Source organism: Devosia riboflavina (assembly GCF_000743575.1).
Taxonomy (GTDB): domain Bacteria; phylum Pseudomonadota; class Alphaproteobacteria; order Rhizobiales; family Devosiaceae; genus Devosia; species Devosia riboflavina.
This window is the reverse complement of the sequence record NZ_JQGC01000011.1, coordinates 48,510-73,448: the sequence shown is the minus strand read 5'-3', so window position 1 is coordinate 73,448 and position 24,939 is coordinate 48,510. Positions and strand designations below refer to the sequence as shown.

Below are 24,939 nucleotides of genomic sequence, written 5' to 3'. Positions count from 1 at the left end.
TGTATAGGTCCGCATCTCTTCCCTGCGATGCGGACCGGAACTGCCATGACCTCTGAACTCACCGACCTGCCGGAATCCCTGGTTCGGCTCGAAGACCTTCTGGCCGAGGCCGGCGACGATGCCATGCTGCTCTCCGAACTCGACGGGTTCCTGTGCTGCCTCGCGGTCGGTCCCGAACCGATTGCAAAGGAAGAATGGTGGCCCTTCGACTGGCTGGCCGACGAACGCGGCGAGGCAAAGCCCGGTACAGCCGAGCTGGAAACGCTCGTGGTCGCGCGCCTCGCCGAGATCGAGCAGGAGCTTGCCAGCGGCGAATATGCGCCGCTCTACGAGGTCGACGAGGAAACCGACGAGGTGGTCTGGCAGGTCTGGATCGCCGGCTTCCAGCAGGCCATGCTGATGCGCTTCGATTATTGGGACGAATTCCTGCGCGAAACCAGCGACGACGCCCGTGGTGAAGCGGCCATGCTGCTCGCTTCAGGCCTGATGTTGTCCTCCCCCGATACCCGCCCCGACGATACGGCAGGCGAGGAAGAGTGGGCCGAGTATGACGAGGTCATGGAAGCCATGCCCGAAAACCTCGCCATTTCGGCCGTGCTGCTGCACCAGGTGCACAAGGCCGATTAGGCCGCGACGTCAGGCAGGCGGGCCTCCATGAGGGCCTTGGTCAGCCGATGCTGTGGCGCAGCGAAGAGGGCAGCAGGCTTGCCCTCTTCGACGATTTTTCCCGCTTCCATCACCAGTACGCGATCGGCCATGGCCGCGACCATGTCGAGGTCATGGCTGATGATGATGTAGGTGAGACCAAACTGGTTCTGCAGCCGCGCCAGAAGGTCGAGCACATCGCCACGCACCGAGACATCGAGCGCTGAAACCGGCTCGTCGAGGACGACGAGGCTAGGGCGCGTGACGAGGGCGCGGGCAATGGCAAGGCGCTGCCGCTGACCGCCGGAAAACTCGTGAGGGAAGCGCGCCAGCATGGCGCGATCGAGTCCCACCGATTCGATCGCATCGACCAGCCGCTGCTCGCGCTCCATGGGATCGAGGCCCGGCATGAGCCGCAGGGGCTCGCCGAGTGATTGGGCTACGCTCAGCCGCGGATTGAAGCTGCCGAACGGGTCCTGGAACACCAGCGAGAGATCAGCACGGCGAGTCGGTGGCAGGTCGCTGCCGCGGTAGGCCGTACCTTCAAACCGCATCTGTCCCGATGTCGCGCTATCGAGCCCGACAATCATGCGCGCGAGTGTGGTCTTGCCGCAGCCGGAGGGACCAACCAGCGCCAGGCATTCCCCGGCTGAAACGCTGAGGCTGACATTGTTCACTGCCAGCAGCGGCTGCTGCCCCCAACGCCAGAAGCCGCCCTGCGAAAAGGCCCGCGTCAGTTGGTCGACCTCCAGCAGAATCTTATCGGCTACATGCGGCTCGCCCTGCCGCGCCGCCATGCGGGTCGCGGCAACGAGTTTTTGCGTGTAGGCGTCGGCCGGGCGGGAGAGGACGTCCTTCACGGGCCCCGTTTCGATTAGCTTGCCGCCGCGTAGCACGGCAATCCGGTCGCACAGTGCGGCAACCGCGCGCATATCGTGGCTGATAAAGATCAGCGTCATCTGCCGCCGGTCGCAAATCTCGCGGATGAGATCGAGCACCATGCGCTGGGTGATAACATCGAGCGCAGAGGTCGGTTCATCGGCAATCATCAGGTCCGGCGCGCTTGCCAGCGCCATGGCGATCATCACCCGCTGGCGCTGCCCGCCCGAAAGCTGATGCGGAAAGCGCTCGGCATGTCGTGCTTCGAGCCCGACTTCGGTGAGAAGGCCGGCGATAGCGCTGTCCCCCTCATGACCGGTCAGCCTGGTTGCCTCCTCGATCTGATCGCCGACCCGCATCAGCGGATTGAGCGCCGTCATCGGCTCCTGAAAGACCATGCCGATCCGCTGCCCACGCAGCCGTGCCATGGCCTTTTCATCGTCGGGCAGGGGAGCTCCATCAAGGCCAATGGTGCCGGAAACTTCGGCATTGTCCGGAAGCAGGCCGGTGATGGCCAAGGCGGTCAGCGATTTGCCCGAGCCGCTCTCGCCAATGACGCCAAAGCGCTCGCCTTTGTTGATCTTCAGGGACAGATCGGAAACGGCTGCCTTTCCGCCAAAGCTGATCGTCAGATTTTGGATATCAACCAGCGACATTGGCCAATCCCCGATTGCGCAGACGCGGGTCGAGTGCGTCGCGAAGTCCGTCCCCGGCAATGTTGAGCGCGATCACGATCACGACGATGGCGAGCCCCGGCGCGAGGCTGAGCCAGGGATGAATCAGAAAGAGGCTCTGCGCATCGCGGAGCATCAGCCCTAGGCTCGTGGCCGGCGGCTGCGTGCCGAGACCGATATAGGAAAGCCCAGCCTCAGCCAGAATGCCGAGCGAGAGCTGGATCGTGCCCTGCACGATGATGAGGCTCGCAATGTTGGGCAGCAGGTGCCGCAACGCGATCATCGGCTTGCTGAGCCCCGCCAGCCGTGCAGCAGCCACGAAATCCAGCGTCGAAATCGCCAGGGCGCCACCGCGCGCCACTTGCGCAAAGACCGGCACATTGAAAATGCCGATGGCGATCACTGCGTTGCTGGCGCCGGGCCCCATCAGCGTGGCGATCAGAATGGCGATCACAACGGCAGGGAAGGCAAAGGCGAGGTCGGAGAAACGCAGCACGACCCATTCGACCGGCCCGCCATAGATGGCCGCTGCAAGCCCCAGAGGCACGCCGATGCCCGCTCCGATGAGCACGGCCATGGCGCCCACCGTAAAACTCGTCAGCGTGCCCGACATGATCAGCGAAAGCATGTCGCGGCCGAGCTGGTCGGTGCCCAGCCAATGCTCAGGCCCCGGCGTCGCAAAGCGCCGGGCGATTGAGATGTCGGCGATAGGGTAGGGCGTCCAGACGAGCGAGAGCAGCGCCAATAGTGCGAAAAGCGCCGTGGCAGTAAGCCCGATGACGAGGCCGGGGTGTTTTAGAAGGCTGCGCCAGTTCATGCCCGCCGCTCCCTGATACGCGGATCGACGAGGCCGTATGCGAGATCGACGACCAGCATGGTGAAGCTGACGACGAGCACGAGAATGATCGTGGCGCTGCGCACCAGCACCAGGTCTCGTTCGGAAATGGCGGTAAAGATCAGGCGTCCGAGGCCGGGCAGGTAGAAGACGTTTTCGACGATAATTGTGCCGGCGATGAGGAAGGCGAATTGCAGGCCGAGAATGGTTAGTACTGGCAACAGCGCATTGCGCACGCCATGGCGCCACAGGGCCTCGCCAAAGGTCATGCCCTTGGCGCGGGCGGTGCGGATGAAATCCTGCGTGGAAACATCGACCAGCGCCGTCCGCATCACGCGGGCGAGAATGGCCGCCTGGGGCAGGGCAAGCGCGAGGCTCGGGAGCACGAGGCCGCGCAACGAGGCCCAGGCGTCTTCATTCCACGGCGTAAAGCCGCCCGGCGGCAACCAGCGCAGAGTGACGGCGAAGAGCAAGGTGAGCAGCATGCCAAACCAGAAATTGGGTATGGCGACGCCAGTCTGGGCCAGGATCATGAGCGCGGTGTCGACGAGCTTGCCGCGATGCCGCGCAGCCAGAATGCCGAGCGGTAGGCCGATGGCGACGGAGATGATCATGGCGACGATGGTCAGCGGCAGGGTGACGGCCATGCGGTCGGCGATGAGGCCGGCAACGGGCAGCTTTTGCGTCTGAGACAGCCCAAAATCGCCGCGCAGCATGCCGAAAAGCCAGTTGCTGAAGCGGACGATGGCCGGATCGTCGAGGCCCATCTGCAGGCGCAGGGCGGCGACGGCTTCGGGCGTGGCATTGATGCCGAGAATGAAGCGCGCGGGATCGCCGGGGAGGAGGTCAAGCAGGAGGAAGATCACCGCGGCGGCGATGAGGAGCGTGACGAGGAAGCCGAGGATGCGGCGGAGGATGTAGAGGGTCATGGGGCGCCGGCCCCTTGTGTCCTGGCTCCCGCCCCCCTCCCCAACCCTCCCCGCGGGGGGGAGGGTGCCGGTTCAGCGGCTTTGGCAGAGGTAGTGCCCCAAACTCCATCTGCACCTCCCCCTAGACGGGGGAGGTTGGGAGGGGGTGTCGGCAGGCCGGAAACAGTCGGATTTTTGCCGACAGAAATGTCTTCACTCAACCCAATGAACGTCGCGCAGCACCACGCCTTCGACGGGCGCGTTCTGCCACATGCCTTCGAGCTTGGCGTTCCAGACGCCCGTCTGGGCGAGCTCGAAGAGGAAGCCGTTGACCGCATCCTTGGCGATGATGGTCTGCATCTCTTGTGCCAGCTCCTTGCGCTTGGCCTCGTCGGTCGTGGCATTGAGCGTCTCGTTGAGGGCCTGCACTTCGGGACTGTTGTAGCCAAAATAGTAGTCGGGATTGGCATAGATGCCAATGTCGAAGGGTTCTACATGGCTGATGATGGTCAGGTCGAAGTCCTTGTTGGCAAAGACATCTTCCAGCCACTGCGCCCATTCCATGTTGATGAGTTCTAGCTTGATGCCCACCTTGGCAAACTCGCTGGCAATGATCTGGCCGGAAACGCGGGCATAATTGACCGGCGGCAGCTTTAGCGTCGCCGAAAAGCCGTCGGGATAGCCGGCTGTGGCCAACAGTTCCCGCGCCTTGTCGAGGTCATAGGGATAGGTATTGGTCAGGTCGATGTAATAGGGATGGTGCGGGGCAAAATGGCTGCCGATTGGCACGCCATAGCCATAGGTCGCGCCATCGATGATTTCCTGGCGATTGATCGCATGAGCCATGGCCTGGCGCACTTCGAGCTTGTCGAAGGGCGATTTGGCATTGTTGGTCGAAAGGATCGTTTCGCCTTCGGTCGAACCGACAAGCACCTTGAACTGCGGGTTGCCGTCAAAGACCGGCAGGGCTTCGGCAGCAAAGTTGTAGGTGCCGTCGACATCGCCGGCGAGCAGGGCATTGGTCATCGTGGCGGTATCGCCGATGAACACATAGGTTGCCTTGGTCAGCGCCGGCTTTTCACCCCAATAGGGGCCATATTGTTCGAGAATGACCCGGCTGCCGCGGTCCCACTGCACGAAGGCGAAGGGGCCGGTGCCGATCGGGTCGGTCGCATTGTTGGCGGCGCTTTCCGGCGCCACGATGACGGCATCGCCGCGACCGATATTGAAGAGGAACAGGCCATCGGGGCGCGACAAGGTGATTTCCACCGTCAGCGGATCGACCACGGTCACCGCCGAAATAGCCTCATAAAGCGCCTTCTGCGCATTGACGCTGTCTTCGGCCAAGATGCGCTCGAAGGTGAACTTCACGTCCTCCGCATCGAACGCGGTGCCATCGTGGAAGGTGACACCGTCATGGAGCGTGAAGCGATAGGTGAGCCCATCGTCGCTGACGGTCCATTCGGACGCGAGACCGGGTTGTACTGCGCCAGTCTGGTCGATGCGTGTTAGGCCCTCGAAGACATTTTGATAGACCACCACGTCGATGGCCTCGGCAGCGCCGGCCGTCGGGTCGAGCGCTGGCGGCTCCAGCGGCGCACCGACGCGAATTTCGGTCGATTGCGCAAAGGCAAGGCTGGTGGCCAATAGCAAACCGGCACTGGCCAGCGCGAAAGACTTGGTCACTCTCATATCTGTCTCCCAGAGGTCGGCGCGGCTCCGCGCCTTTCACTAGGTATAGGCAAAGTTGCGCGTTGGCGCACCCGCATTGGGCGTTAAACTTTTCGCCTATCGGCATTTCCGTTGGGAAGAATGACCTGGGGTTAGTCGGCCGGGAGATTGTCCACGAGATCGGCCGGGATGCGGAGCGAAAACAGCACGCCATTTTCACCCGCCGGATCAACCGAAAGCGAGACCGCATTGACCGCGAGGAGCGAGCGGGTTAGCGCCAGGCCGACGCTGGAGCGAACCGGCGCGAGCGCCTGTCCGGATTTGCTCAGGCCATCGCGGAACACGACGAAGCGCTCGGCCATATCCACCGCGTGATTGGAATTGTCGCGTACATGAATGGCAATGCCGCCATCATCGAGCAACTGCGCCGAAATGACGACCGTGCTGCCCACCGGGCTCTGGTCGATGGCGCTGGCGAGGAGGTTAAGCACGGCCTGCGCCAGCGACGCCCGATCGGCTGTTACCCGCGGCAGCGTCTCGGAAATGGCATTGCGCACGATGATCCGCCCGGCATTGGCCTGGTTACGAATGCGCAGCACGCAGGTTTCGAGGAGTTCTGTCAGGTCGAGGCTGGCACGCTCGGCGAGATATTTTCCCTCACGCAAGCGCGCATAGTCCTCGAGTTCGTCGACCAGCGCCGCGATATCATTGCCGGCTGCGGCAATATCCTCGGCATAGGCTTCGTAGCGCTCGTCGCCGAGCTCGCCAAAGGCCTTGCTGCGCAGCAGTTCGGCAAAGCCGATTATGGTGTTGAGCGGTCGCCTGACACCCCGCCCAATGCGGGCGAGCAGCGCCGGATCGGCATCGGGCGTGCCAAGGGCGCGGCGCGGCGCGATATTGCGCGGCCGCACCATGGCGAAATAGCCGCTGACAATGCCGGCCTGACCCTGGGCGAAAAGGACGATTTCCGATTTGTTGTCCTCGGAGCGCAGGATGACGGCCGGACGTTCCGTCTCGGCGAAGCGCCCCGGGCGTTCGAGGAAGCCGCGCAGGGCAAAACCATCCTCGGAGGAAATCAGCGCCGAGAGCGGTTTTCCCAAAATAGTGCTGCCCGCGCCGAGGGCTGCCGAGGCCGAGGAATCGGCCAGCCGGACCACACCGGTGCGGCTCAGTTCCACAAAACCATCGCCGCGCAGTTCCGCAAAAGCCTGGGCAAAGGCGCGGACGGCGTCTTCGTGGCCGGTACGCACTTCGGTCGTGCTGGCCGAAAGCATCAGCGCCGGGCGGCCCTGCCAGGAGGTCGATTGCAGGCGAGCCGTGACCGGCACCAGCGTGCCATCGCGCTGCACGAGGTGATTGACCGGACCGGCGTCCTGATCGCCATTGCTCGCCGGGAAAATCGCCGTGAGGCCAGCGAGGCGCAAGGCTTCGACGGATTCGTAGCCCACCATTTCAGTAATGGCGCGGTTGGCAAAGAGGATCTGCTGGTCGCGGAACACCAGAATGCCGAGCGGCAGGCGATTGAGCACCAGCGTCTCGCCGCTGAGGCTGACGAGCGAACCGCCGGGCTTTTCTGAGCCGGTTTCGGTCGTGGCGGTCACAGCGGGTTGCGTCGTTCCTTGGAGGCCCACGCGGTCATTGAGAATGCGCGACAACTCGTCGAAATTGTAGCGCGACACGCGCTCGACCAGGTCATGGGCGATTTCTGGTTCGGTTCCCGCCGGGAAGAGCGAATCGTCCTCCGGTCGCTCTTCGAGCAGCGGGGGGGCCGCGCTGGCGCGGAAACTGCGGCCGGTGATCTTGAAGAGGCGCGGGGGAGCTTCGTCTGGCCGCGCAGATTCCTCGGGCGCAGGCGAGAACGGAACCTCGTCATCCGCTTCATTGAGCGGGGTATAAAGGTCTTCGTCGGCCGCGAGACGGTCCACCAATGCGCTGAGGCTGCGGAAAAGCGGGCGTTCGCCGCTCTCTTCGGCAGATGTAGGCTCGGTTTGCGTCGGTTGGTCTTCTTCGTCGAGGTCCGAAGTATCCACCTCATCGGTGAAAACCGCCGGCTCCTCGGCCGGCGCATAGACCGTTTCCGGGTCCGCATCCTGCCAATCGTGCAGTTCGCGGGCATAGGAATCATCGGCCGCGATGGCGGTCTGCGTGGCGCTGGGGAGTTCGTCTTCCGGCTCGCCTGCGCTGTCGGCTTCAGGAGTAGCTTCGAGCACCTGGGGTTCTTCTGGAGCCGCGGCGGGCTGCTGGACAACATCGTCTTGTTGCGCAGCCGGTTCGTCAGCCGTTGTCGCCAGTTCGGACGACGGGGCTTCTTCTGCCGCACGACCCTGCGAGGCGCCGGAGGCGGCGAGAATTTCGGGGTCGATGGGATCGACCGAAACGATAAGCAGCCAGGTTTCCTCGCCTTCGAGCACCAGAGGTGTCGTGGCACAGGTCGCCGAGGCCGGCTTGTCGCCGGCATTGAACTGGATCCGCGCCAGGCTCGTGCGACCGGGCGACCCAAGCCTGATGGTGCGCGCCACCTGGCCCTTGAGCGGCACGGCGAGCGGGGCCAGCCTCAACCCGCTTTTCTTGAGTTTGCCCAGAAACAGGGCGGCCGCCGGGTTCGACCAGATCAGGCGTTGACCATCCTGCGACCATAGCCAGGCCGGCCGCGCGTCTTGCGCGTGCTGCAGCACCCGGCGGGCATTCGGCGATGTGGTCCACTCGGCATTCATAGACAGCGTTTTGAGGCCATTTGTGATTGTGCCAGATCGGCACAATTTTCGAGAGTTCTTTAAGTGTTCTTCATTATCGCGCCGCTGAAAACGAATCCAGCCCGTGGCACGCATCCCGCCCATTCAATCGTCGCCATGGTTAAATGCGAGGTCCTAAGGAATGGTCACAAGCCCCACTGCAATTGGTTGAAGGCGCGCTCCTTCGTATCTGTCCACAGGGGCAAAATCGGTGCTTGTCATTGTGACGATCTCGACCTATGTTCCGCCCGCTTTCGGCAGCCACCTGTGGCGCCACTGCGATATGCCGCCTTAGCTCAGTTGGTTAGAGCGCTAGATTGTGGATCTAGAGGTCCCCCGTTCGATCCGGGGAGGCGGTACCACCTTCCCCCCAAAATTTGAACGGTCTCTACACTCGCCTTACGCCTGTGGTTACAGGGCGAGGCGGAGTGCGGAGAGTTCGTTGGCGATTCCGGCAAACACTGCCTTAAGTTCTGAAGGGTTCTCCGGGAATTTCGCATGGTTGGACGAACTGGCGCAGGCGGTTAGCATTGCCCGTACCGTCGCCGGTGTGCTCTGACTCACAAAGTCAGTCGACAATCCGATTGTGTAAATGGCAATCCCGGCGGTCGCGGGGTCTTTGGCGTTAGCGCAGGCCTGGGACGTTCGCGTGTTCATCTCCGTGACCAGATTGGCGTTGGCAGTGCCAAGAGGTCCCATGCGCTGGATATTGCCTCCGCTTGTCGATGCGGCATTGGTATTGCCCGAGTTGTAAGGAAACCCATAGGCAGAATTGTAGCAGTTGCCGTTCATCGAGCGCATGGTGTCGCCGCAGTAGTTGCTGAGATTGTATGCGGTGTTTTCCCCGTCGGTCATAATGATCAAGACCTTTGAAGTTGCCTCCTCATATGGAGCGCCTTCGGTAAATGGTGCGCCGGGCGAAAGCGCCCTAAAACCCCAGACCGTACCCTCGTGGATATTCGTGCCGCCTTCTGCCGTCATGTTTTCGATGGTGGCTTCGACATCAGCCGGGTTGCTCGTCAAAGGCAGGATAGGTGTTCGCGTGCAGTCCGCATTTGGTCCGCTGGAGAACGCTGTAGAAGTGTAGCCCGCATAGTACTTGCAGACGCGCTCCTGCAACTCGCGATTGCTGAGGCCTGTCGGTACATAGCCACCGCCAACGCAATTGCGCGTGCGCTGGAACGTGCGGTTGCTACCGGTCGATGTATCGACCTGAGTGTATGACGTCCACGAGCTCCAGGTGCGGCAACTGCAGGAGGGGGCGTGAGCACCATAAAAGCCCCTGGTGTATGCCAGATCGCTGTAGAAGTCGGTGGGTCCTACCGGCACAGGATCCTGCGCGGTTTGAGTTGTACAGTTGTTATTGTTCATTGAGGCGTTGCAGCCGGTACGCCTTTGCGCCTGTTGGCACGTTGTGTTGCTATAGGCGGGACGATCGCAGATGGCAGGGCTGTCGGCCACGTAGTTGTTGCCGCCAACTCCGTTGACGAGGTCGGGCGAGAACAGCGGTACAAAAAGTGTGTCGCCACCTGCCGGTGCGGTGTCATCAGTGTCGAGATATGCGGTCGACAGCGTGCCGGATTTGGTATGCGGGCGCGCCTCCACACAGCCGCGCCATGCCTGACCGGTAGCGGCAAACAGCTGCATGCGGGAAGGGAACTGATATTGCGGCGATGTGCTTGGATAGCTCAGGATCAGCCGTGTTTCGTCATCGTCGTTGTCGAAATTGTCGTAGTGCAATGAGGAGGCACCCGTCGTGTCCAGCCAGGCAGCATTCTTGTTGCTGTTGCCTACGTTGACGAACATCGTAAATGGGACAATGCCGATCTTCACGTTTTCGACCAGCTGCGCATTCTCGGCTGGAATGCAGGTGTTGGGATCGTCGGGATCGTCCACGACCTCGTCATAGAAGAGCGTATTGGCCGCGCATTGCGCCGCCAGCTTCAAATATTTCATGCGGTCATAGTCTTTCATCGAGCCCGAATTATCGAGCACCATGACCACTTCGAGCGCCAGCTTCTTGCGCGTTGCTTCCGATTCGATTGCGGCGTCGAGTTCCGGCACGCCGACCAAGGCGACAAAGATCGTAGGGACCTTAATGCGCGCCTGAAAATAGAGCGACCCTTCCTCTTCATTGCCGCGGGTCGTCACAATCTCCGCAACGACGTCGCTGCGCCCAATGCGTTCGTTGAGGAAGGCCTGCGCCAGTTCTTGAACTTCCGCCTGATCGAAATCGTCCTCGAAAACGCGCGGCTGCAGGGCCAGCGCTGCTGCGTCAAGCGCGAGCTGGGCCCGGTTGCGGCCCTGTTCGAGGGTGACATAGTCGACCACTGCGCCGCCAAGCGCGACGAGAACGATCGCCATGACGCCGAACATGACGGCAAAGGCGCCACGCTCGTCGGCCAAAAAGCGCCGGAAGGGTGAGAGAAAAGTCAGTTTTGACGCCATGCGACAGCTCCCTCAGTCGGGTGCTCGCAGTTTTGCCGCCAAATCCTTGCTAAAGAACCACCACTTTTGTGTTCAATTGCACACGACCGTAGAGATCGATCACGTCTTCGTTGGTCATGCGGATGCAGCCGGAGGAAACGTTCTGCCCGATGCTCCAGGGCTCGTTGGTGCCGTGGATGCGATAAAGGGTCGAGCCGAGATAAAGCGCGCGGGCGCCGAGTGGATTGTTGGGGCCGCCTTCCATATGCGCCGGCAGGCCCGGCTGGCGCTTGCGCATTTCGGCCGGCGGCGTCCAGCCTGGCCATTCGGCTTTTCGCGAGACGCGATGGGTGCCGCTCCATTCAAAGCCATCGCGGGCAACGCCGATGCCGTAGCGCAGCGCCCGCCCGTCGCCAAGGACGAAATAGAGGAAGTGCGACGAGGTATCGACGACGATCGTGCCGGAGCGCTCACCGGTCGGATAGGAAACTACCTGCCGCAGATAAAGAGGCTGCACCTGGCCACTGGCCTGCAGCGCCAGCGCGTGGCGCGGACGTTGATTGGTCAGCGTGATGCCGGGCGGCGGCGCAAAGCGCCAGCCGGGCTGGAAACGGGAATCTGCAAAGCCGGGCGCGACCTGGGACAGCATCATCGCCGCCACCGCAAAACCCAGACCAACCAACCGCATTGTCTTGACCATGACCATCGAGCTCCCTTTGGCACCGCGGCCAATTGTGCCCATGAAGCCCCAAGGACCGGTCAATCGGCATGGTAAAGGAAGGGATAGAAATGAGAGTTAGCAGGCGGTTAAGGCCTCGGCCCGTTCTGTTGCTCCGAAGCAACACGACTGCGGCCTGCGACAGACTGTCCCACTTTGCGCTTGCCGATCACGGACGCGCGATCTAGAAGCCCAATGTCCGCATCTGCCAACCGAGGGAGGCACTTTACATGAAAGCCATGTTTGTCCGCCATTCGGGGAATTGGCATCATCTTACCCGTACCAACCGAGGTCCGGTACAAGGCTGATCCAGCCTTCGGTAAGTCTTCCGGGTTCTTTGCCCGCGGATCGTCCAACTCCTGCTGAAGCGTAGACCGACTCGTATTGCGTCCGTTCTCCGCTTTTTTCCTTCCTTCATAACCAATGAGGCCGGCAGGGTTGCCCCTTGCCGGAGCAAAAGATGTCTCCAAACGCGCTTTCCGAGCGCAGCGTCGTGCTGCGCCTTGAATTCTCCATCGCCGATGCCGTGCACCAGCGCGGTCTCGTGCCGGTGCTGGCCGCAGCACTCGGCGCCTGGTGGAACCGGCCCCGCGTGCCGTCCGAACTGCCCGCTTACCTGCGGGAAGATGTCGGCCTGCCGCCGGTCGCAGAACCCATCCAGTGGCACACCATTCCTACGGCCTCTCTGATTCCGCATCGAAAAGGCCGGAGGCTGACGTGAGCGCCCTTGGCGGCCGGGGACCTCCCCGGCCGCTGCCAGCCCACCAATAGCTGTCCAACCTGTTGTTTCCCCAAAACCGATGGGCTAGAGCAGGGGTCCCGAAGGGGGAAAGGTCTTTGTGCGCTCCGCAGTGCGCGAAACCTTAGCCTGCGCCCGCCTCCCAGAGTTGTTCCGATGACCGAAAAGACCAAGCTGATAAACCCCCGCCTGCCGCGCGGTTTTGAAGACCGCACGCCCGGCGATATCGCTGCTGTCGGCCAGATGATCGAGACGATCCGTAGGGTTTATGAGCGCTATGGCTTCGACCCCGTCGAAACCCCGCTGTTCGAATTCACTGAAACACTCGGCAAATTCCTGCCCGATACAGACCGGCCCAATGCCGGCGTCTTCTCGCTGCAGGACGATGATGAGCAGTGGATGAGCCTGCGCTACGATCTCACAGCGCCGCTCGCCCGCTATTTTGCCGAGAATTTCGAGACGCTGCCAAAGCCCTATCGCTCGTATCGGCAGGGCTATGTGTTCCGCAACGAAAAGCCCGGCCCGGGCCGTTTCCGCCAGTTCATGCAGTTCGACGCCGACACGGTCGGTGCACCAGGCGCCGAAGCCGACGCTGAAATGTGCATGATGATGGCCGACGTCATGGATGCGCTGGGGCTCGGCGGCAAATATGTCGTGCGCGTCAACAATCGCAAGGTGCTCGACGGCGTGCTTGAAGCGGCCGGCGTGACCTCGGACGAACAGAAGCTGAGTGTGCTCCGCGCCGTCGACAAGCTCGACAAGTTCGGCCCTGAAGGCGTCAAACTGCTGCTTGGCGCCGGCCGCAAGGACGAAAGCGGCGACTTCACCAAGGGCGCCGGTCTCACCGATGCGCAGGCCGCCGTGGTGCTCGACTATGTCGCCGGCAAGCCGCCCGCCGACAATGAGGGCGTTGCCGAACTTAATACCATGCAGGCGCTCTTTGATGCCGCCGGCTACGGCACCGACAAGATCAAGATCGACCCCTCCGTCGTCCGCGGCCTCGAATATTATACCGGCCCTGTCTTCGAGATCGAACTGACCTTCAAGGTACAAAACGAAAAGGGCCAGGATGTTGTCTTCGGCTCCGTCGGTGGCGGTGGCCGTTATGATGGCCTTGTCTCCCGCTTCCGCCGCGAACCTGTTCCGGCCACCGGTTTCTCCATTGGCGTGTCGCGTCTCGCCAATGCGCTGAAGCTGACCGGCAATCTCGGCTCGAAGGAGCCTGTTGGTCCCGTCGTCGTCCTCGTCATGGACAAGGACCAGACGGCTCGCTACCAGGCCATGGTCTCCGAATTGCGAAAAGCCGGTATCCGCGCCGAAATGTTTCTTGGCTCCACCAAGAATTTTGGCAAGCAGGTCTCCTATGCCGACAAGCGCAACGCACCTGCCGTCATCATCGAGGGTAGCCAGGAGCGCGAGCAGGGCATTTTGCAGATCAAGGATCTCGTGGCCGGCAAGCAGGCGGCAGAAGGCATTACCGACAATGCCGAATGGAAGGCCGCACGCCCCGGTCAGTTCGAGGTCAAGCGCGAAGACCTGGTTTCTGCCATCCAAAAACTCTTGAGCGAGCAGTGATGCTTTTTCGGCGGGGGCTGGAGTCATGACTAACGCCGCGATGCGACGGGCCCAGCTCGAAGCCCTTGTCGAAGCCCAGGGCGGCTGCCGGGCGACGCCGCCGCTGCTCTTGCCGGCCGATCCTTATTTCGATCTCGCCGGCGAGGAATTCGGCCGCCGCCTGCTGCTCACTGCCGACCTGACCGGCGCCGAACACTGCCTGCGGCCCGAATTCACCCTGCCCATCGTGCGCGATTACATCGCTGATGGTACGCGCCAGCCCGCGGCCTTTACTTATCTCGGGCCGATCTTCCGCCAGCGCGAAACCGGCCCCGCTGAATTCGATCAGGCCGGCATAGAACTGCTGGCGCAAACCAATGGCGAAGTGGCGCTCGACCAGGTCTTTACGTTCGCTCGGGCCGCCCTCTCCATTTATGGCCTGCCCACCCGCATTCGTCTCGGCGGTGTTGGCCTTTTCGAAGCGCTGCTGGTGCAAGCCGATATGCCGGCCGCCTGGCGCCCCCGCATTCGGCACCGTTTTGGCCACACAGAAGCCATGGAACGCCTGCTGGCGCGGCTCGAAGCTGCGCCCGACGCGCCGCGGCAGGAGCAGCCCGCGCGCGATGTGCTGATCGAAGATGTTACGGCTCGCATGGTGTCCTCTGGCCTCAGCCTCTCCGAAGGCCGCACGCCGGAGGAAATCGCCGATCGCTATCTCGAACAGCAGGCGCTCGATGCCGCCCATGTGCCGGCCCAGACGCTGAAACTGCTGCGCGACTATCTCGCCATTTCCGGCGATGTGCTCTCGGCCCTGCGCCAGATCGAAGCTTTGGCGGAAAGCCACAAGCTCATGCTCGGTGCTCCCATCCGCGCCATTCGCCGCCATCTCGACAAGCTCGGCGAAGCGCAGGTCAGCTTCGATGCCGGTTTTTCGCCGCGCCTCGATTATTACACCGGCATCGTCTTCGAAATGACCGGTCGGAACGGTGCAGTGCTCGCCTCGGGCGGACAATATGATCGGCTGCTGGAACGTCTTGGCGCCACCGCGCCCATCGCGGCCTCGGGTTGCGCACTTTGGGTCGATCGCTTGGAAGCGGAGGTCTCGGCATGACGGGCATTACTCTCGCCGTGCCCTCCAAGGGGCGTCTTGAAGAGCTCACCCGCGAATGGTTCGCCGCCCGCGGTCTCACCATTTCCCGTCCCGGTGGCGCCCGGTCCTATCTCGGCGTCATGGAAGGCGAACCTGACGTCACCGTACGCTTCTTCCCTGCCTCGGAAATCGCGCGCGAACTGATCCGCGGCAATATCGATATCGGCGTCACCGGGCGCGATCTCATCCACGAGACCAGCGAAACCGGACCGGACAGCGTCCACTTCGCCCGTCCACTCGAATTCGGCCACGCCGACGTCGTCATTGCCGTGCCCGAAGCCTGGATCGACGTCACGCATCTGCATGATCTCGCTGATGTCGCCTCGGACTTCCGCAGCCGCCACAAGCGCTGGTTGCGCATCGCGACGAAGTACATCACCATTACCCGCCAGCACTTTGCGCGGGCAGGTATCGCGGAATACCGGATTGTCGAAAGTCTTGGTGCCACTGAGGCTGCACCGGCCTCGGGCGTGGCCGATATCGTCGTTGATATCACTTCCACCGGTTCGACCCTCGCTGCCAACGGCCTGCGTGTGCTCGACGATGGCGTGATGCTCAAGAGCGAGGCCAATCTGATCGTTTCCAGGACCGCTGATTGGCCTGGGGAAAAGAAGAAGAAACTTAATTCTCTTCTCACTCAGCTTGCCGCTGAACCGCTCTAGTCCGACCTACAAATGCTCGATCCCATCACCCTTATTGCCCTTGGCGGCGTCGGCCTTCTCGCGGGCTTCGTTGACGCTGTCGCCGGCGGTGGCGGCATGCTCACCGTTCCGGCTCTGCTTTCGGCCGGCCTGCCGCCCATCGCGGCCCTTGCCACCAACAAGATGCAGTCGGTCATCGGCACCGCCATGGCGACCTACACCTATTGGCGGAAAGGCTTTGTCTCGTTCAAGGCGCTGATCCCGTCGATCGCTGTCACCTATGCTGGCAGTCTCATCGGTGCGCTGACGGTCAAGCAGATCGATACGACGTTCCTCAATCTCGCCGTCCCTGTGGCCCTGATCGGCGTGGCGCTCTACTTCCTTTTCGCGCCCAATCTGTCGGATGCCGATCGGACCTCGCGTCTTGCCTTTCCCAAATGGGTGCCGCTGCTCGGCTTTGTCGTCGGCTTTTATGACGGTGTCTTTGGTCCCGGCACGGGCTCGTTCTTCACCATCGGCTTTGTGCTGCTCTTTGGTCTCGGCGTGACCCGCGCTGCCGGCAATACCAAGCTGCTCAACATGACGTCGAACCTTGCAGCCCTGACCATCTTCATTCCCAGCGGCGACGTCGTCTGGCCAGCAGTGATGTGCATGGCAGTGGGCCAGATCATCGGCGGCTATGTCGGCGCCCATGCCGGCATCCGCTTCGGCGCAAAGCTGATCCGCCCGCTGGTCGTGGTGATTTCCATCGCTATGGCGATCAAGCTGATCGTCTGGCCCTAGAGCTCACTGCCGAATGCGGCTTCCACGGCGCGCATGGTCTGCGGCCCAAAGCTGCCGTCGATCGTGCCATTGTAGAAGCCGTCGCTCTTGAGCAATTCCTGGATGCGGCGGCGGAAATTGGGCGAGGTCTCGGCCGAGCCGATTTCCTTGAGTTCGTCGAGAGCGATATCGAGCCCGTTGACGAGCGCCAGATAGGCGAGGTCGCCGGCCTTGCGCGAATCCATGGCCACTCCGTCGCCATAGAGATAGCGCAGGGCCAGGGCCCATTGGCCATTGGGCTCGCCGGCATCTGCGGCGCGCTGATACCAGGCGGCCGCCTCCGTCGCGTCCTTGGCGACGCCGTGGCCGCCGAGATAAAGTTCACCAATGGCATAAAGCGCATAGGAATAGTCGTTGTCCGCGGCCTTGCGGAACCACTCCATGGCCGCGTCATAGTCCTGGCCCACGCCTTCGCCCAGGCGATACATGCTCGCGACATTGCTCATGGCGGCCGGAAGACCGGCCTCGGCGGCCTTCATGTACCAGTCGAAGGCTTCGTAAAAATCCTGGTCGACATGCTCGCCGCGGTCATACATCAGCGCCAGCCGGTTCATCGAATAGGCATCGCCTGCATTGGCGGCGAGAGAATACATCTCGAAAGCATAGGCATAGTCGGGATCCCCGCCATTGTCGGCGAAATAGGCAGCGTCGGCCTCGGCAACGATCTCGTCGAGGTCTTCGGGATCATTGGGATCGAGATTGGTTGTCTGGCTCTGCTCGGTTGTGGATTTGGTTTTCGTCTTCTGCGCCAGCGCGGCCGAACTTCCACCCAGCAAGAGTGCCAGCAGAGTAATTGCCATGACTAGAAACCGCATCGGAACCTCCCAAAGCCCTAGATGCCTGAGAATGAAACGGCGCGGGCTTTTCTGTCAAACCACTCGGCAGTGAAAATGCGTCCCGGAACCTGATGGCAAAAGAAAAAGGCGCGGTGTTGCCACCGCGCCTTTCCACGAAGATCGTGACTGGGAAGAAACGAGCTTCGAAGCTGTTGGGTAGGACTTCTTAGAAGTCCATGCCGCCCATGCCGCCCATGCCGCCGCCGCCCGGCATTGCCGGTGCTGCGTCCTTGGGGGCTTCGACGATGGTCGCTTCGGTGGTGATCAGGAGCGATGCAACCGAGGCAGCGTCTTCGAGAGCGGTGCGGACGACCTTGACCGGGTCGATGACGCCCAGGGCAACGAGGTCGCCATATTCACCGGTCGCGGCGTTGTAGCCGAACGAAGCCGAAGAGTTCTCGAGGATCTTGCCGACAACGACGGAGCCTTCGGCACCAGCATTGTTTGCAATGGTACGGACCGGTTCCTGAAGAGCGCGGCGAACGATCGAGATACCGGCTTCCTGGTCAGCGTTTGCACCCTTGACGGTGATGGCAGCAGCGGCGCGGAGGAGGGCAACGCCACCACCCGGCACGATGCCTTCTTCAACGGCAGCGCGGGTCGCGTTCAGAGCGTCGTCAACACGGTCCTTGCGTTCCTTGACTTCCACTTCGGTCGAACCACCGACCTTGATCACGGCAACGCCACCGGCGAGCTTAGCAAGGCGTTCCTGCAGCTTCTCGCGGTCGTAGTCCGAGGTGGTTTCCTCGATCTGTGCCTTGATCTGGCCAACGCGGCCCTGGATGTCTTCCTGCGAACCGGCACCGTCGACGATCGTGGTGTTTTCCTTGGTGATTTCAACGCGCTTGGCAGTGCCGAGCATGTCGATGGTCACGTTCTCGAGCTTGATGCCGAGATCTTCGGAGATCACCTGGCCACCGGTCAGGATGGCGATGTCTTCGAGCATGGCCTTGCGGCGGTCGCCAAAGCCCGGGGCCTTGACGGCAGCAACCTTGAGGCCACCGCGGAGGCGGTTGACGACGAGGGTAGCAAGAGCTTCGCCTTCGATGTCTTCAGCAATGATCAGCAGCGGGCGCTGCGACTGAACGACCGATTCCAGGATCGGCAGGATGGCCTGCAGGTTGGAAAGCTTCTTTTCGTGCAGCAGGATCACCGGGTCCTCGAGGACGGCGGTCATCTTCTCGGCATTGGTGACGAAATAGGGCGAGAGGTAGCCGCGGTCGAACTGCATGCCTTCGACGACATCGAGTTCGGTTTCAGCGGTCTTGGCTTCTTCGACGGTGATGACACCTTCGTTGCCGACCTTCTGCATGGCTTCGGAGATCATTTCGCCGATGGCAGTTTCGCCATTGGCAGAGATCGTGCCGACCTGGGAGATTTCCGAGGTGGAGGTGATCTTCTTGGCCGAGGCCTTGAGCGAACCGACGACTTCGGCAACGGCGAGGTCAATACCGCGCTTCAGATCCATCGGGTTGAAGCCGGCGGCGACGGCCTTGACGCCTTCGACGACGATGGCCTGGCCGAGAACGGTCGCAGTGGTGGTGCCGTCACCGGCAATGTCATTGGTCTTGGAAGCGACCGACCGCAGCAGCTGCGCGCCGAGGTTTTCGAACTTGTCTTCGAGTTCGATTTCCTTGGCAACCGAGACGCCGTCCTTGGTGATGCGCGGAGCGCCGAAGGACTTTTCGATGACGACGTTACGACCCTTGGGGCCGAGTGTAACCTTCACCGCATTGGCGAGGATATTGACGCCGCGCAGCATCTTTTCGCGGGCGTCGGTCGAGAACTTTACTTCTTTAGCGGCCATGTGAGGCGCTCCTTAGAATGGGTTAAACGACTGGGAAACCGAAGCTATTAGGCCTCGACGATACCCATGATGTCGCTTTCCTTCATGATGATCAGGTCTTCGCCGTTGAGCTTTACCTCGGTGCCGCTCCACTTGCCGAAGAGCACGCGATCGCCGGCCTTGACGTCGAGGGCATTGATCTTGCCGTTCTCGTCGCGAGCGCCAGGGCCAACGGAAACGATGATGCCCTCGGAGGGCTTTTCCTTGGCGGTATCGGGGATGATGATCCCGCCCTTGGTCTTTTCTTCACTGTCGACGCGACGGACGACCACGCGGTCATGCAGGGGACGGAAGCCCATGATTTTTTCCTCTTGGCATCATTTCTGAATGCAATTTCGGGCCTGTTAGCACTCGAAGTGGCTGAGTGCTAGCAAGGTGATGGGGATATAGGGATGCGGCGCTAAGAGAGTCAAGGTTGGGTGAACGGAGATTTTGTTTGTGCGTTAACATCGGAAGATGAACCTCTGACAAAGGAGGCTGTTGTGGCCGCCGACGAGACGACTTCCATTGTGAGCCCGATTGCCGGACGCGTGCATATCTATTTCGATGACGGCGAAATCGCGAGCACGCTCAAGGCTTTGCGGCTCGAAGAGCCCGGGCGGAAACCGCAGGTTTTCGTGCCGATCGAGGCTGTGCATCCCGGTATCCTGGAGCTGTCGGAAACGCGGAAAAAGGAGCCGGGAAAGGGCGAGGCGCACTATTATACGATCAAGACGCTGACCGCCGACGGGCCTGATGAAGCCTGGTATTATCCTTATGCCGACGGTGCCTATGGGCCGATCCGCGACCTCATCACCTTCGGCGGCGAGCGGGTCAAAGTCAGCGTTTCCGACGTCTAGTCGTTAGCAGAGTGTTAGCATCGAGACTAACGCGGGGCGGATTAGGAGAATGGGGTGCTGTTGCTGCCCCACTTTCCGCTTTCTTCGTGGGCCGAGGTGCTGCATAAGGCGGGCATGAGCGAACAATCTCCATACCAGATCAAGCTGCGCCTCAAGGGCGGCAGCGGTCCCAACGCCAACTGGCACTGGGAAATCCATGATGCCGACGGCAAGGTCGTCAAGACCGGCAGCGCCGTGGGCCCCGAGCACAAGGCCTTCGCCACCGCGCGGATCGCCAAAGAGAAGCTGGAAAAAAACCAGTCCAAATAGGCCGGTCATCCGGCCCGGATAGTGTCCCATGTCCGCCCCCGACAAAATTGCTGCCCAGGCTTCTCCCGCGCGTGCGACCAATCCCATGCGCGGCATCATGCTCAAGGTGGTGTCGGTCTTCTTCTTCGTCGGCATGGCCACCATGCTCAAGGCGACCCAGACGGTACCATCGGGACAGATGGTATTCTTCCGCTCCTTCTTCGCGCTTTTGCCGGTTCTGGCCTATCTGGGCTGGAAGGGACGGCTGGGCAATGCCTTTTCGACCAAGCGGCCGGTTGGCCATATCTTGCGCGGCCTCGTCGGCGTTGCCTCGATGAGCCTCGGGTTCTTCGCGCTGACGCGCCTGCCTTTGCCCGAGGCGACGGCGATTTCCTATGCCGCCCCGCTGCTGATCGTCATTTTCTCGGCCGTGCTGCTCAATGAGCGCGTGCATTTCTATCGCTGGACGGCGGTGGTTTTCGGGCTCGTGGGAGTCGTCATCATTCTCTGGCCGCGCCTGACGGTGTTTTCGGGCGGCGCTGCGCTTGGCGATGCCGAGGCGGTGGGCGCGCTGGCCGCGTTCCTCGCGGCTGTGCTCTCGGCCTTTGCCATGATGGCGGTGCGCAATCTCGTCCATACCGAGCGCACCGAGGCGATCGTTACCTATTTCTTCGTCAGCGCCAGCGTGCTGTCGTTGTTGACGCTGCCCTTCGGCTGGATCTGGCCGACGCCGGAGCAGGCGGCGCTGCTTGTCGGGGCCGGGTTCTTCGGCGGCATCGGGCAATTGCTGATGACCTCGTCCTATCGGCATGCCGATATGTCGGTGATCGCGCCCTTCGAATATGTGTCGCTGATCCTGACCATCGTGCTGGGCTATTTCATTTTCGCCGATGTGCCGACGCTGACCATGATCCTTGGGGCGCTGATCATCATCGGATCGGGCATCGCCGTCATTTTACGAGAGCACAGGCTTGGCCTTGATCGGGTCAAGTCCAAGGAAGCCAACACGCCCTAGCGTTTGACGCGATAGTGCGACTGCACGAGGCCGGAGGGAAAGGATTTGGTCTCGATGTGTTCGAGCCCGATATCCCGTTCCAATGGCCCGAAGAGCGGAATGCCGTCGCCGAGGAGGATCGGGATGCGGCTGATGATCATGTCTTCGACAAAGCCGGCGCGCAGGAAGGACTGGATGAGTTTTCCGCCATCGGCATAGATGCGGTTCCAGCCGCGGGCGGCGGCGAGATCCATGGCGGCTCCAGGTGTGGCGCTGACGATTTCCACCTTGCCCTCGAGGCGGTCAGGAACTGAGTCCGGGTCGAGGCTGCTGCTGAGGACCAGGACTGGTTTTTCGTAGTACCACTGGTCGAAGGTCAGCACCTTTTCATAGGTGCCGCGGCCCATGATGATGCCGTCCATCTTTGCGATATGCGTATTGTAGCCGTGGTCTTCGCCAAGCGCGGAAAAGCTCGTCAGCCAGTCGATGTCGTCATCCCGGCGGGCGATAAAACCGTCGAGACTGGTGGCGATGAAGACATGGGCCGATGGCATCGGGCTCTCCTGTGGATCGAGGAGATTTAGGGGCGCGGCGTGTCAGGGGATGGCAGGAGGGGGCGAATACCTTATGGCTTCAGTTCGGCCCTAGGCGCCGAATCCGCGGCTATGCAATAAGGGGACGTTCCCTACTAGCGCCTATAGATGGAGATGGCGGTGACTGGAGAGTCATTTTACCCGATCGTTCAGAAAATCTCGAGCCAGGTCGCCGAGAAGCTGGGCGCGCTAGTCGCCGAGACCGTCGAGCGCTGCCTTATGGACATGCTGACGAGAACAGTCACTTACCTACCCGATGGAACGGCATTCGTCATAACGGGCGACATTCCGGCAATGTGGCTCCGCGATTCGACCGCACAACTTGCGCCGTTCCTGCACCTTGCGCACGAGGATTCCGGCTTGGCCGATTTGATCGCGGCGGTGTCCCGGCGCCAGCTCGACTATGTGCTGCTCGATCCCTATGCCAATGCCTTCAACGCCAGCGGCAATGGAGCAGGACACAAGGATGTTTTTCCGCAATCTGCCTGGGTGTGGGAACGCAAATACGAGATCGACTCGCTCGCCTATACGATCCAACTGGCCTATGACCTGTGGGCAACAACCCGCCGAACCGACCATCTGCAAAGTTTTGTGGACGTGGCTAAGGTCGTCATCCGAACCTGGCGGACCGAGCAGGACCACGAGCGCAATTCGACTTATCGGTTTGACCGTCTGGATTGTCCTCCGAGCGACACGCTGACGCGCGAGGGACTGGGGTCGATCACTGGCCCTACCGGTATGACCTGGGCGGGGTTTCGGCCCAGCGATGATGCCTGCGTCTATGGCTACAATATTCCCGGCAACGCCTTTGCTGCGGTGGCGCTAAAATACATCGCCGAACTGGCGGTCGAGGTTTTTGGCGACCATGGCCTTGCTCAGGACGCCGGTCGCCTGCGCGAGGATATTGAGCAGGGTATCGAGCGCTTCGGGCTGATTGAGGTCGATGGCCAAGACCCGGTCTACGCCTATGAGGTCGATGGGCTGGGCAATAGCTTGTTCGCCGACGACGCCAATGTGCCGAGCCTTCTTTCGCTGCCCATGCTGGGCTGGTGCACGGCAGCGGACCCGATCTATCAGGCGACGCGTTCCCGCGTTCTCAGCAAAGCCAACCCCTATTTCTATGCCGGGACGGCAGCTTCGGGTATCGGCAGTCCGCATACGCCGCCGGACCATGTCTGGCCGATTGCCCTGGCAGTGCAGGGACTGACCAGCGATGACCCCACCGAAAAGCGCGACTTGCTGGCCCTTTTGCTGGCCACGGACGGGGGAACGGGGCTCATGCACGAGTCCTTCCACGTCGATGATCCCACAAAGTTCACGCGACCATGGTTCTCATGGGCCAATGCCATGTTCTGCGAGCTCGCGCTGGATGTTGCAGGCCTGCGCAGCTACCGCCGGCCCGCTGTGCGCGATTAGGAAAGCGCGGAAGTTCGCCTAACGCCCGCTGTGTTATTCCCGCGAAAGCGAGAATCCGGTGCGCTGAAACGGAGATTCCCGCTTTCGCGGGAATGACACCGTGGGTGTGGAGGGGCGCGTTGTGGCCGGCCTTAACCGGCCTTCTGCATCTCCGCCCAGCTCTGGCGCTTGCGGTAGATGGTGGACGGGCTGATTTCCAGCGCTGCGGCGGCCATGGAAATATTGCCGGAGAAGGCGGCAATGGCGTCTTCGATGATTTTTTGTTCCTGCTGCCACATGGGCAGGATGGCGCGGCGGGTTTCGGCGCGCGGGGCAGGGGCTTCCACCGGCGCAAAAGCCTGGGATTCGATGTCGGCGGCATTGAGCATGCCGATATCGATCTCGCCGCCATCGAACATAACGACGATGCGACGCACGAGGTTCTGCAATTGGCGGACATTGCCTGGCCAATCGGCGGCGGTCAGTTGCTGGGAGGCTTCATTGGAGAAGCCGCCAAACGCCTTGTGCTCTTCGCGCGCATAGCGCTCGAGGAAGTGGCGGGCGAGCACCATGATGTCGGTCGGGCGCTGGCGCAGCGGGGGCAGATGGATCGGCAGGACGTGCAGGCGATAGAACAGGTCCTCACGGAATTTCCGCTCGGTGATCATCTGCAGGGGATTGCGATTGGTGGCGCAGATGACGCGCACATCGACTTTTCGCATGCTGGCTTCGCCGACACGGGAAATGGTTCCGGTCTGGAGGAAGCGCAGCAGTTTTGACTGCAGGGAAAGGTCCATTTCCCCGATTTCGTCGAGGAAGAGCGTACCGCCATCGGCGAGTTCTGCCGCGCCCTTGCGATCTTCATGGGCGCCGGTAAAGGCGCCGCGGGCGACGCCGAACAGTTCGCTTTCCATCAGGTCGCGCGGAATGGCGGCGCAGTTGATGGCGACGAAACGTTTTCCCGAACGCGGGCCCTGGCTGTGAAGCGCTTCGGCGCAGACATCCTTGCCGGTGCCGCTTTCGCCGGTGATGAAGACTGGGGCGGACGAGGTCGCGACGCGGCCGATCTGCTCATAGATGAACTGCATGGCGTTGGACGCGCCGACAAAGCCGGCGAAATCCGGCACGGCTTGTGGCAGGCTGGTGTCGAGGCCGAGCGAACGCGGGCGGCCATGGCGCTGGGCCAGTTCGCCGATGCGGGTGGCGAGGGTCGGACCGGCAATGGGCTTGGTCACATAGTCATGCGCGCCGGAGCGCATGGCGCTGACCGCAGCGGTGACCGAGGCGCCGCCGGCCATGGCGACGACGAGCGCGCCTTCGGCGTGGCGCACGACGCGGCCCATGCCTTCATCGTCGCGCTCGGCGATGTCGTTGAGGCTCGGCATGTCGGCCAGGATGATGTCGAATCGGTTGGCGCGCAGCATGTCGAGGGCCTCGCGGCCGGATTTTGCCAGGGTAACGGCGGGCGTGCAGAGCAGGGCCTGGCTCAACGATTCGCCAATCTGGAAGGCCGCTTCCGCGTCGCTGTCGATCAGCAGAAGCCGGCCGCTCAGCACGTTGTCGAGGCCTGAATTCATTGCCATTACGCCAAAATCCTAGTGTTACGCCTTGCGCCTGGCCGGTGCCGGACAGCCATGGCGGGTGCTGGGATTGTTGACGAACAGGGTAAATAATCCGTTCTTTACCTGTAGGATCGGGTCTAAGTGCTTTTTCCGTCACATTGGCAATGGTATGACAGGTGCGTCGAATCTAG

At 61.8% G+C, this 24,939-nt stretch carries 22 protein-coding genes and 1 tRNA gene; 11 read left to right on the top strand and 12 right to left on the bottom strand.

Annotation, left to right across the window (positions count from 1 at the left end):
• Positions 1 to 45 precede the first annotated feature (45 nt).
• A complete protein-coding gene (locus JP75_RS25320; protein ID WP_051960678.1) occupies positions 46 to 627 on the top strand; it encodes a UPF0149 family protein in 582 nt (193 codons plus the stop codon).
• Here the strand turns inward: JP75_RS25320 and JP75_RS13040 are convergent.
• From JP75_RS13040 to JP75_RS13020, 5 genes are all read right to left on the bottom strand, one after another.
• Positions 624 to 2,180: a dipeptide ABC transporter ATP-binding protein gene (locus JP75_RS13040; protein WP_035083634.1), complete on the bottom strand. Its 1,557-nt coding sequence runs from the start codon at positions 2,178 to 2,180 to the stop codon at positions 624 to 626. The genes JP75_RS25320 and JP75_RS13040 overlap by 4 nt on opposite strands.
• Positions 2,167 to 3,015 carry an ABC transporter permease gene (locus JP75_RS13035; protein ID WP_035083633.1) on the bottom strand — a complete coding sequence of 283 codons (849 nt, stop codon included), beginning with the start codon at positions 3,013 to 3,015 and terminating at the stop codon, positions 2,167 to 2,169. Before JP75_RS13035 ends, JP75_RS13040 begins: the two co-directional genes overlap by 14 nt.
• A complete protein-coding gene (locus tag JP75_RS13030) occupies positions 3,012 to 3,962 on the bottom strand; it encodes an ABC transporter permease (RefSeq protein WP_035083632.1) in 951 nt (316 codons plus the stop codon). Before JP75_RS13030 ends, JP75_RS13035 begins: the two co-directional genes overlap by 4 nt.
• Positions 3,963 to 4,154: 192 nt before the next feature.
• On the bottom strand, positions 4,155 to 5,633 hold the full coding sequence (locus tag JP75_RS13025; protein ID WP_035083631.1) for an ABC transporter substrate-binding protein: 1,479 nt from the start codon (positions 5,631 to 5,633) through the stop codon (positions 4,155 to 4,157).
• A gap of 131 nt (positions 5,634 to 5,764) precedes the next feature.
• The gene (locus JP75_RS13020; RefSeq protein WP_035083630.1) at positions 5,765 to 8,326 is read right to left on the bottom strand and encodes a histidine kinase dimerization/phospho-acceptor domain-containing protein; all 2,562 of its coding nucleotides are present in this window, start codon (positions 8,324 to 8,326) and stop codon (positions 5,765 to 5,767) included.
• A gap of 303 nt (positions 8,327 to 8,629) precedes the next feature.
• On the opposite strand from JP75_RS13020, the gene JP75_RS13015 reads away from it, so the two are divergent.
• Positions 8,630 to 8,706 (top strand) — tRNA-His (locus tag JP75_RS13015).
• A 49-nt stretch (positions 8,707 to 8,755) separates the two neighbouring features.
• On the opposite strand, the gene JP75_RS13010 is transcribed toward JP75_RS13015, so the two are convergent.
• Positions 8,756 to 10,792: a TadE/TadG family type IV pilus assembly protein gene (locus tag JP75_RS13010; protein WP_035083628.1), complete on the bottom strand. Its 2,037-nt coding sequence runs from the start codon at positions 10,790 to 10,792 to the stop codon at positions 8,756 to 8,758.
• Positions 10,793 to 10,841: 49 nt separating this feature from the next.
• Positions 10,842 to 11,471, bottom strand: a complete 630-nt coding sequence (locus JP75_RS13005) for a L,D-transpeptidase (RefSeq protein ID WP_244446312.1) — start codon at positions 11,469 to 11,471, stop codon at positions 10,842 to 10,844.
• Positions 11,472 to 11,949: 478 nt separating this feature from the next.
• Between JP75_RS13005 and JP75_RS13000 the strand changes: the two genes are divergently transcribed.
• The 5 genes from JP75_RS13000 to JP75_RS12980 all read left to right on the top strand — a co-directional run bounded on the left by JP75_RS13000 (position 11,950) and on the right by JP75_RS12980 (position 16,356).
• Positions 11,950 to 12,210 (top strand): hypothetical protein, encoded by a 261-nt coding sequence (locus JP75_RS13000; RefSeq protein WP_035083626.1) that lies wholly within the window; start codon positions 11,950 to 11,952, stop codon positions 12,208 to 12,210.
• A 174-nt stretch (positions 12,211 to 12,384) separates the two neighbouring features.
• Positions 12,385 to 13,803, top strand: a complete 1,419-nt coding sequence (hisS, locus tag JP75_RS12995; RefSeq protein ID WP_035083624.1) for a histidine--tRNA ligase — start codon at positions 12,385 to 12,387, stop codon at positions 13,801 to 13,803.
• 25 nt (positions 13,804 to 13,828) lie between these two features.
• Positions 13,829 to 14,893, top strand: a complete 1,065-nt coding sequence (locus tag JP75_RS12990) for an ATP phosphoribosyltransferase regulatory subunit (protein WP_084587660.1) — start codon at positions 13,829 to 13,831, stop codon at positions 14,891 to 14,893.
• Positions 14,890 to 15,594, top strand: a complete 705-nt coding sequence (hisG, locus tag JP75_RS12985; RefSeq protein ID WP_051960677.1) for an ATP phosphoribosyltransferase — start codon at positions 14,890 to 14,892, stop codon at positions 15,592 to 15,594. The genes JP75_RS12990 and hisG overlap by 4 nt, the downstream gene beginning before the upstream one ends.
• A gap of 12 nt (positions 15,595 to 15,606) precedes the next feature.
• Positions 15,607 to 16,356 carry a TSUP family transporter gene (locus tag JP75_RS12980; RefSeq protein ID WP_035083620.1) on the top strand — a complete coding sequence of 250 codons (750 nt, stop codon included), beginning with the start codon at positions 15,607 to 15,609 and terminating at the stop codon, positions 16,354 to 16,356.
• On the opposite strand, the gene JP75_RS25315 is transcribed toward JP75_RS12980, so the two are convergent.
• From JP75_RS25315 to JP75_RS12965, 3 genes are all read right to left on the bottom strand, one after another.
• Positions 16,353 to 17,210 carry an SEL1-like repeat protein gene (locus JP75_RS25315; protein WP_051960676.1) on the bottom strand — a complete coding sequence of 286 codons (858 nt, stop codon included), beginning with the start codon at positions 17,208 to 17,210 and terminating at the stop codon, positions 16,353 to 16,355. The genes JP75_RS12980 and JP75_RS25315 overlap by 4 nt on opposite strands.
• A gap of 187 nt (positions 17,211 to 17,397) precedes the next feature.
• Positions 17,398 to 19,038, bottom strand: coding sequence for a chaperonin GroEL (groL, locus tag JP75_RS12970; protein WP_035083618.1), 1,641 nt, complete (start codon positions 19,036 to 19,038; stop codon positions 17,398 to 17,400).
• 47 nt (positions 19,039 to 19,085) lie between these two features.
• Positions 19,086 to 19,376 (bottom strand): co-chaperone GroES, encoded by a 291-nt coding sequence (locus JP75_RS12965; RefSeq protein ID WP_035083617.1) that lies wholly within the window; start codon positions 19,374 to 19,376, stop codon positions 19,086 to 19,088.
• Between the two features lie 183 nt (positions 19,377 to 19,559).
• Between JP75_RS12965 and JP75_RS25310 the strand changes: the two genes are divergently transcribed.
• Genes JP75_RS25310 through JP75_RS12950 form a run of 3 tightly spaced genes read left to right on the top strand, consistent with a single transcriptional unit; the run spans position 19,560 to position 21,219 of the window.
• Positions 19,560 to 19,916: a DUF427 domain-containing protein gene (locus tag JP75_RS25310; protein WP_051960675.1), complete on the top strand. Its 357-nt coding sequence runs from the start codon at positions 19,560 to 19,562 to the stop codon at positions 19,914 to 19,916.
• A 54-nt stretch (positions 19,917 to 19,970) separates the two neighbouring features.
• Complete coding sequence (locus JP75_RS12955) at positions 19,971 to 20,225, top strand: hypothetical protein (RefSeq protein WP_035083615.1); 255 nt, start codon at positions 19,971 to 19,973, stop codon at positions 20,223 to 20,225.
• 28 nt (positions 20,226 to 20,253) lie between these two features.
• A complete protein-coding gene (locus JP75_RS12950) occupies positions 20,254 to 21,219 on the top strand; it encodes a DMT family transporter (RefSeq protein WP_035083613.1) in 966 nt (321 codons plus the stop codon).
• On the opposite strand, the gene JP75_RS12945 is transcribed toward JP75_RS12950, so the two are convergent.
• Complete coding sequence (locus JP75_RS12945; protein ID WP_035083611.1) at positions 21,216 to 21,752, bottom strand: dihydrofolate reductase family protein; 537 nt, start codon at positions 21,750 to 21,752, stop codon at positions 21,216 to 21,218. The two genes, JP75_RS12950 and JP75_RS12945, sit on opposite strands and share 4 nt — an antisense overlap.
• A 159-nt stretch (positions 21,753 to 21,911) precedes the next feature.
• Here JP75_RS12945 and JP75_RS12940 point away from each other — a divergent pair, with 159 nt between their 5' ends.
• On the top strand, positions 21,912 to 23,207 hold the full coding sequence (locus tag JP75_RS12940) for a glycoside hydrolase family 125 protein (protein ID WP_201772938.1): 1,296 nt from the start codon (positions 21,912 to 21,914) through the stop codon (positions 23,205 to 23,207).
• A gap of 131 nt (positions 23,208 to 23,338) precedes the next feature.
• On the opposite strand, the gene JP75_RS12935 is transcribed toward JP75_RS12940, so the two are convergent.
• Positions 23,339 to 24,769 (bottom strand): sigma-54-dependent transcriptional regulator, encoded by a 1,431-nt coding sequence (locus JP75_RS12935; protein ID WP_244446311.1) that lies wholly within the window; start codon positions 24,767 to 24,769, stop codon positions 23,339 to 23,341.
• Between the last annotated feature and the right edge of the window lie 170 nt (positions 24,770 to 24,939).